Annotated in this window: 5 protein-coding genes; 3 read left to right on the forward strand and 2 right to left on the reverse strand. The window is 61.4% G+C overall.

What is annotated here, in order from left to right:
- Positions 1 to 1,972: SbcC/MukB-like Walker B domain-containing protein (locus tag AB5Y92_RS00440; protein WP_368225111.1), on the forward strand; the 1,972-nt coding region annotated here is incomplete at its 5' end.
- 89 nt (positions 1,973 to 2,061) lie between these two features.
- On the opposite strand, the gene AB5Y92_RS00445 is transcribed toward AB5Y92_RS00440, so the two are convergent.
- Together AB5Y92_RS00445 and AB5Y92_RS00450 are read right to left on the reverse strand one after the other, a co-directional pair.
- Positions 2,062 to 2,826 (reverse strand): class III extradiol ring-cleavage dioxygenase, encoded by a 765-nt coding sequence (locus AB5Y92_RS00445; protein ID WP_368225112.1) that lies wholly within the window; start codon positions 2,824 to 2,826, stop codon positions 2,062 to 2,064.
- A 167-nt stretch (positions 2,827 to 2,993) separates the two neighbouring features.
- The gene (locus AB5Y92_RS00450) at positions 2,994 to 3,236 is read right to left on the reverse strand and encodes a hypothetical protein (RefSeq protein WP_368225114.1); all 243 of its coding nucleotides are present in this window, start codon (positions 3,234 to 3,236) and stop codon (positions 2,994 to 2,996) included.
- 308 nt (positions 3,237 to 3,544) lie between these two features.
- On the opposite strand from AB5Y92_RS00450, the gene pykF reads away from it, so the two are divergent.
- A complete protein-coding gene (gene pykF, locus AB5Y92_RS00455) occupies positions 3,545 to 4,957 on the forward strand; it encodes a pyruvate kinase PykF (RefSeq protein WP_342400685.1) in 1,413 nt (470 codons plus the stop codon).
- Positions 4,958 to 5,107: 150 nt separating this feature from the next.
- Complete coding sequence (mscK, locus tag AB5Y92_RS00460; RefSeq protein ID WP_368225116.1) at positions 5,108 to 8,437, forward strand: mechanosensitive channel MscK; 3,330 nt, start codon at positions 5,108 to 5,110, stop codon at positions 8,435 to 8,437.
- The last annotated feature ends 146 nt before the right edge of the window (positions 8,438 to 8,583 follow it).

Genomic DNA, 8,583 nt, shown 5'->3' on the forward strand with positions numbered 1-8,583 from the left:
GTCCCGTGCCATCGCCAGCTTCGAGCAGTATCGCCATATCCTGAGCGATGGCGAACCTTGCCCGCTGTGCGGTTCCGGGGAGCACCCCTACAGCCAGAGCCAACCCCAGGTGGCGGGGATCCTGGGTCAGCTGGCGGAGCGGGCCCGCAGTCTGGAACTGGAGTGGGAGCGGCTCAACCATCAATACATTCAGTGCGAGAGCGAGCGTCAGGAGCTGGCCCGCCAGCTGGCGGTGCGTCAGCAACATCTGCCGGAGCTGGAAACCCGCGCCGAGCAGCTGACCCTGCGCTGGCAACAGCTGGGGGGCGATACCCTGCTCGGCCATCCGCTGCCGCTGCGCCAAAGCCCCATTGAGTGGAACGAGCTGATGAGCACCCTGCTTGGCCGTGGCCAGGCGCTGGAGCAGGGGTTGGCCCAGAGCCAGCAGCAGCTGCGTCAGGCCCAGCTTGGCCAACAACAGCTGCAAGGGGTGCGTCAACAACTGAGCCAACTGGCTGCCCAGCACCAGCAGTTTGACCAGCAGTGGCAAGAGGCCGACCGCCAGCGCATCGCACTGGAAGGGGAAGTGAAGGGGATGGGCGAGCAGGAGGCGACCCTGCGCCAGCGTCTGGAACAGGGCGCCCACCGCCTCGACGAGCAGATGGGCGGCCAACCGTGGCGCCAGTGGCTCGGCAGCCAGCAGTGGCACGAGTGGCAGCGAGCCTGCGAAGCCTGGCTGCACGGCCAGAGCGAGTGGGAGCGGCTGGCCAGCGAGATCGCAAGCCTCACCCCGGCCCTGAGCGCACAGGAGGCGCGCCTGCAGACCCAGCGCGAGCTGCTGCACAAACTCGAGCGGGACTACAAGGAGCACGAACAGCAGCGTCAGGGGCTGCTCAACAGCCGCGCCGCCTGTCTGGGTGGCGAGGAGATCCCGCTGGTCGAGAACCGCTGGCAGCAACGACTGCAACAACTCGCCAGCGAACTGGAGCTGATGCAAAGCGGCGCCCGCGCTCTGCAGGAACGGCAGACTGAACTCAAGACCCGCCTCACCCATGTGGAGCAGGAAAAGCAGACCAGCAGTCGCCGCAAGCGGGAGGTGCTTGGGCGCTGGGCTGCCCACGCCAGTACCCTCGGCATCGCCGAATACGACCTGCGCCGCCTGCTCGCCATCAGCCCCGATGAACTCAAGGCGCGCCGCGCCGCCCTGCAAGGGCTGGAGGATGCGGTTGGCGAGGCGCGAACCCGCCTTGCCGAGCGGCAGCGGGCGCTGGCGCTGGAGGAGAGCAAGCGGGAGCGCTATCGGGAACATCACCCCGAGCTGGCAGCCCTGCCGGATGCAGCGCTGAGCGAGCAGTTGGTGGCGCTCGATGCCCGCTGTCGCGCCCTTGAAGAGCAGCTGTTCGAGTGCAAGAGCAAGCTGGCACAGGCCGAAGCCGCCGCTCTCAAGGCGGGTAGCCTGCAACAGGAGCTGGCCGCCCAGCAGGCAGTGGCCGACCACTGGCAGCAGTTGTGCGATCTGATCGGGCAAGCCAACGGCGCCAAGTTCCGCACCTTCGCCCAGAGCCTCACCCTCGAGCGCCTGCTGCTGGAGGCCAACGCCCAGCTCGCCGAGCTCTCGCCGCGCTACCGGCTGGAGCGGGTACCCGGTACCGATCTGGCGCTGCAAGTGGTGGATCTCGACATGGGGGACGAGGTGCGCTCGGTGGACTCCCTCTCCGGTGGCGAGAGTTTTCTGGTGTCGCTGGCGCTGGCGCTGGCCCTCTCCAGCCTCTCGTCACGGCAGACCCAGGTCGAGTCGCTCTTTATCGACGAGGGGTTTGGCACCCTGGATCCGGACAGCCTGGATCTGGCGCTCGCCAGCCTCGACTCCCTGCAGGCCGCCGGCCGCCAGATCGGAGTCATCTCCCACGTCCAGACGCTGGTGGAGCGGATTGGCGTGCAGATCAGGGTCGAAGCCCTCGGCGGCGGCGAGAGCCGGGTAGTGGTTCCCTGAGGGCCTTCGGCTCAATCACCACTACCATCGATCCACCACGCCGTAAATAACAAGACCCCGCCAATTGGCGGGGTCTTGTTGAGAGGCTATCAGCCGAAGCGGTAGGCGCCCATATAGAGGCTGCCGCCATCCCAGCTCTCGTGCAGCCGGGTAGGCGCCACACCATCGGCCGCCCCCAACGCCACAAAGAGCGGGCGCAGATGATCGTCGTGGGGATGGGACTCCACCGCTCCGGGAGCCTGCTGGCGATAGTCGAGCAGCGCCAGACGATCCTGGTCGGCCATCTTCTGCTCCAGCCAGTCGACAAACTGGCTGGCCCACTCCGGCACTGGCGAGCGTTCCGGTGCCAGCGCCCGCAGGTTGTGGGTGATGGCGCCGGAGGCGAGGATGCCAATCCCCTGACTGCGCAGCGCCCCCAATACCTCTCCCAATTGCCACAACTGGGCCGGGGTGAAGCTCGTGGGAATGGAGATCTGCACCAGCGGGATCTCGCTGTTTGGGTCGATCAGGGAGAGCGGCGACCAGACCCCGTGATCCAGCTCGCGCCGCACCGGGGTGGCGGTCAGTCCGGCCAGTGCCAGCTGGTCGCTCACCCCTTGTTGCAGCCACTCGGGGCTGCTGGCAGGCCAGCGCATCCGGTAGAGGGGCTCGGGAAAGCCGTAAAAGTCGTACATTAGCGCCGGTTTGGGCTCGACGTTGATCTGCAGCTCGCGGCTGAACCAGTGGGCGGAGATGACCACCAGCCCCTTGAGCTCATCCAGACGCAGGGTTCGCAGAAAGCGGGTGGCGGGTTGCTCACGCAGCACCAGATCCGGTGCGCCGTGGGAGATAAACCAGACGGGGGCGAGGGACATAAAGCGGACTCCAACAAAGTATCAGGGGGCGATACCGGAGGGGATATCGCTGTTGGAATCGATTATCCTCCCGCCATGAAAGGTGGACAATCCAGCAAGATAGATAAGAACTATCAACTAATGGTTGATAATTTCACGCCTTCACGACCGGTAAGCAGCAATAAATTTCAAGGCTGCGGCGCATCCTGCTGCGGTCGGGCTGCACGAAGCGCCATCCGGGTCGCTGCACTGTGATCCTGCCACTCTCGCCACGTCAATCCCTCGGCGGCCGCCTCCCCTTTCACTGGATGGGAGAAGATCGCCAGCAGACCGGCATTATCAAGCCAGTAGCGGGCTGGCAGCGTCTGAACCAGCAGCAGGGCGGCGCCCAGCAAGAGCAGAGCCCATCCGGTTTCATGGCTGTTTTTCATCCCGACCTCCTTCACCCGTGCGCCAATGAACTAACATTTTTGCGCAAGCCGGTGACAAGACGGTGACAGCGAGCGGGTGGTCATTTTACAACATCTGAACCTCAACCCGGCCAAACAACTACAGATGGCAACATTTGTATCCCTTCAGCCCGAACCTGTGGCCGTATGCTCTAAAATGTGACTCACAGGAAAACGTTATCCCTGAAAAGAAAACGTTATCTGGTCAAAACGTTGTTTCTGGATCATAAAAAGATTCCAAAAACTGGTGTATATTGCTCGGCGGAAATTCCTTAACCATGAAGATTGACATGAAAAAGACCAAAATTGTCTGCACCATCGGTCCGAAGACCGAATCCAAAGAAATGCTGGCCAAAATGCTGGACGCCGGCATGAACGTCATGCGCCTGAACTTCTCCCACGGTGACTACGCCGAGCACGGCAGCCGCATCAGCAACCTGCGCGCTGTAATGGCCGAGACCGGTAAGCACGCAGCTATCCTGCTGGACACCAAGGGTCCGGAAATCCGTACCATGAAGCTGGAAGGCGGCAACGACGTCGCGCTGGTCGCTGGCCAGACTTTCACCTTCACCACCGACCAGACCGTGGTTGGCAACAAAGACAAAGTGGCCGTGACCTATGCAGGTTTCGCCAACGATCTGCGCGTCGGCAACCGCATCCTGGTTGATGACGGCCTGATCGGTCTGGACGTTATCGAAATCACCGAGCGCGAAGTTATCTGTAAAGTGCTGAACAACGGTGACCTGGGCGAGAACAAAGGCGTTAACCTGCCGGGCGTCTCCATCAAGCTGCCGGCCCTGGCCGAGAAAGACAAGCGCGACCTGATCTTCGGTTGCGAGCAAGGCGTTGATTTCGTTGCTGCTTCTTTCATCCGTAAGAAAGAAGACGTTCTGGAAATCCGTGAGCACCTGAAAGCCCACGGTGGCGAGAACATCCAGATCATCTCCAAGATCGAAAACCAGGAAGGTCTGGACAACTTCGACGAGATCCTGGCTGTTTCCGACGGCATCATGGTTGCTCGTGGCGACATGGGTGTAGAGATCCCGGTTGAAGAAGTTATCTTCGCCCAGAAGATGATCATCGCCAAGTGCAACAAAGCCCGCAAAGTGGTTATCACTGCCACCCAGATGCTGGACTCCATGATCAAGAACCCGCGTCCGACCCGCGCCGAAGCTGGTGACGTGGCCAACGCCATCCTGGACGGTACCGACGCAGTCATGCTGTCAGGTGAATCCGCCAAGGGTAAGTACCCGCTGGAAGCCGTGACCATCATGGCCACCATCTGCGAGCGTACCGATGCCGTGATGCCGTCCAACCTGTCTACTGCCAACGACAGCAACAAGCTGCGCATCACCGAAGCCGTATGTAAAGGCGCCGTAGAGACCTCCGAGAAGCTGGACGCCCCGCTGATCGTGGTCGCTACCGAAGGCGGCAAGTCTGCCAAGGCCATTCGCAAGTACTTCCCGAAAGCCTGGATCCTGGCTATCACCACCAACAAGAAAACTGCTGCCCAGCTGGTTCTGACCAAGGGTGTGGTTGCTCACGTGGTTGACAGCATCGCCTCTACCGACGATTTCTATCGCATCGGTAAAGAAGCCGCGCTGGAAATCGGCATGGGTCTGAAAGGTGACGTGGTTGTGATGGTCTCCGGTGCTCTGGTACCGAGCGGCACCACCAACACCGCTTCTGTTCACGTTCTTTAATCAGAGCTGAACGAGTTGAAAACGGCGCCTGCGGGCGCCGTTTTTTTTGTCCCTCCCCCCTGCTTACCTGACAAGCCCGGTGTTAGAATCCACGCGAATTTAATCTATGCGGGAAATCTCCCGAATATCGCGTAATAACCCGGAAGTTATATGCCCTCAATACGTTTTAAAAGAGTCTCGGCCATCCTGTTGCCGCTGCTCTGTCTCCTCGCCAGCCTCTGCGTCCCGCAAGCCATGGCGCAAGATGTCCCCTCTCGCAACGCAGTTCAGCGAGCGCTGGATGGTCTGGGTAAATCAGAAACCCTGACCGTCAGTCAGCAAGCGGATCAGAAATTGCTGACCGAAACCCTCGGCCTGCTCGACAGCATCGACAAGGAAGAGGCGAAGGCCAAGACCCAGGCCCAGCGGATCCGCAACCTGCCCACCGAACTCAGAGAGATCAGTGCCAAGCTCGATGCCCTGACCAAGGGCAAGAGTGCCGAGCAGATCAAGAGCGAATACGCCAGCATGAGTCTGGCAGAGCTCGACAGCCGCCAGCCGGAAGTGCTGGCCAACATGCAGGCGGCCCAGGAGGCCCTCGGCGCCATCGGCAGCCAGCTCACCAGCTTGCAGACCCTGCCGGAGCGCGCCCAGGCCAGCATGAGCCGCGCCTACCAGCGCAGTCAGGAGATCCGTACCCGCCTCAACGCAGGTGAAAGCGTCTCCAGCGCCGAGAAGATGAAGCTCGGTGCCGAGCTGGCCCTGCTCGACCTGCAACTGGCCCACCTGCAAAAGGAGCTGGATAACCGTACCAGCATGCAGGATCTGGCGATCAAGCAGCGCGACTACCAGAGTGCCCGTCTCGCCAGCGAAGAGCAGAAACTGCAGCTGTTGCAGGATCAGAGCAGCGCCAAGCGCCTCGGCGACACCGAAAAAACCGCCGAGCAGACCGGTGAACTGGTGGCGACCGAAGACAGCCCGCTGGTGCAAAAAGAGCAGGAGCTCAACCACCAGCTCAGCCAGCAGCTGATCGGTGCCACCACCAGCCTCAACTCGCTGGTACAGAAGAACCTGCAAGCCAAGAGCTGGCTGGAGCGCGGCATCCAGACCGAGCGCAACCTCAATGAACAGGTGCAGATGCTCAAGGGCAATCTGCTGCTGTCGCGCATCCTCTATCAGCTCTATCAGCAGCTGGAAGCGGCACCCACCATCGCCGTCAAAAACCTGGAAGAGCAGATTGCCGACCTGCATCTGGCCCAGTTTGAACTGAGCCAGCAGCGTGACCAGCTATTCCAGAAGAACCTCTATCTGGACAATCTGATCGCCGGCAGCAAGGAACCGGTGAGCGAGGAGGACAAAGAGAGCCTTGCCAAGCTGCTCGACACCCGTATCAATCTGCTCGATCAGCTCAACCGCCAACTCGACAGCCAGCTTACCAACGCCATCAGCCTGCAGCTGACCCAGCAGCAGCTGGCGCGGGTCTATGCCTCTATCGAATTTACCCTGCAGCAACATATCTTCTGGGTAAGCAGCAACAAGCCCATCGACAGCAAGTGGTTTATCAGCTGGCCCGCCCAGGCCTACAAACAGGCCTCCGACTGGGTATTGAAACCGGACTGGAAACGCTGGCGAGAAGAGCTCTTGGGGATCTCCCTGCTCGCCTTCCCGCTGCTGCTGATCGGCGGCCTGCTGGTCTGGAAACGTCCGGCGCTGGTTGAGCGCGAGAAGAAGATCACCAAGGACCTTGGCCGTTTCCGTCAGGACAGCCAGTGGCACACGCCGCGCGCCCTGCTCTATACCGTGCTGCAACGCCTGCCGGGCAGCATGTTCATTCTGGCTGGCGGTCTGCTGCTCACCTACTGCGGTCTGCTCAGTCCCAAGTTGATGTTCCAGATCACCCTGAACCTCGCCCTCGGCTATCTGGTGTTCAGCGTCTATCTGGCGGTGATGCGCCCGGGCGGCATCGCCGAAACCCACTTCCGGATCCCGAAAGCGGAGCTGCAGGCCAAGCGCAACAGCATGCGCTACATCTGGTTGCCACTGCTGCCGCTCATCATGCTCGCGACCAAGGCGGTAGTTGAGCCCTCCACCCTGGGCAACGACGTGATCGGCCAGGCCATGACCCTGACCCTGCTGGGGCTGGCCGCCTATCTGGTGTTCCCCATCTCCCGCGCCCGCATCAAGGGCGAGGCGAGCATGCAGAAGTCGCTGATCGCCATCGCCCTGGCGCTGGCGCCGGTGGCGCTGATCGTGCTGGCCGTGCTCGGTTACTACTACACCGCGCTGAAGCTGACCGGTCGCCTGATCGAATCCTTCTACCTCATCATCATCTGGAGCCTGGTCTACCGCACCGCCCTGCGTGGTCTGGAGCTGGCGGCCCGTCGTCTGGCCTACCGCCGTGCGGTGGCCAAGCGTGAGCACAAATCTTCGGAAGATGCGGAAGGTGGCGAGTCCATCGAAGAGCAGCCCATGGATCTGGAGGATGTCAGCCAGCAATCCCTGCGTCTGACCCGTACCGTGCTGATGCTGATCTTCGGCGTCGCCTTCTACTGGCTCTGGTCCGATCTGGTGGCGGTCTTCTCCTACCTCGACAGCATGGTGCTGTGGCACCGCAGTGAAGGCACCGGCGCCAACGCCGTGCTGTTCCCGATCAGCCTGAGTGACGTGCTGATCGGCTTCCTGCTGCTCGGCGGTGCCTGGTCACTGGCGCGCAACCTGCCGGGCTTGCTGGAGGTGCTGGTGCTCTCCAAGCTCAACCTGGCTCAGGGGACCGCCTACGCCATCACCACCATGCTCAACTACGTGCTGATCGGCTTTGGCTCCCTCACCGCTCTCTCCATGATGGGCGTGCAGTGGGACAAGCTGCAGTGGGTAGCGGGTGGTCTGTCAGTCGGTATCGGTTTCGGCATGAAGGAGATCCTCTCCAACTTCGTCTCCGGCATCATCATCCTGTTCGAGCGTCCGGTGCGGATCGGTGACACCGTCACCATCGGCTCCTTCTCCGGTACCGTCTCGCGGATCCGCATTCGCGCCACCACCCTGACCGACTTCGACCGCAAAGAGGTGATCATCCCCAACCAGCAACTGATGACAGAACGGCTCATCAACTGGTCGCTGAGTGACACCGTCACCCGGGTGATCGTACGGGTGGGCGTGGCGTACGGCTCAGATCTTGAACTGACCCGCACCCTGCTCAAGCAAGCGGCCGATGAAAACAGCCGGGTGCTGAAAGACCCGGCTCCCATCGTCTACTTCCTCACCTTTGGCGCCAGCACTCTGGATCACGAGCTGCGCTTCTTCGTGAGCGAACTGGGGGATCGCAACCCGGCGGTGGACGAGTTGAACCGCAAGATCGACCAGCTGTTCCGCGAGAACGGCATCGAGATCGCCTTCAACCAAATGGATGTCTACATCAAGAACATGCAGGGCGAAGAGCAGAAGGTGGAGTCCAACTCCGCCGCCCTGCCGCCGCCCGCGGAAGATGGCAAGCAGCCAGCCTGATAGCGAACTGCACGGTTCTGATGGCAACAGCCGCTCACCCAGGTGAGCGGCTTTTTTATGGCTCTGTCCCAATTACGTGTTGAAAGGCTAATCTTGAAGTAGGCCATCACCTTGAGGTCTACCATCATGGATACCCCAGCCTTTCA

The organism is Aeromonas sp. R1-1, from assembly GCF_040908495.1.
Classification (GTDB): domain Bacteria; phylum Pseudomonadota; class Gammaproteobacteria; order Enterobacterales; family Aeromonadaceae; genus Aeromonas; species Aeromonas veronii.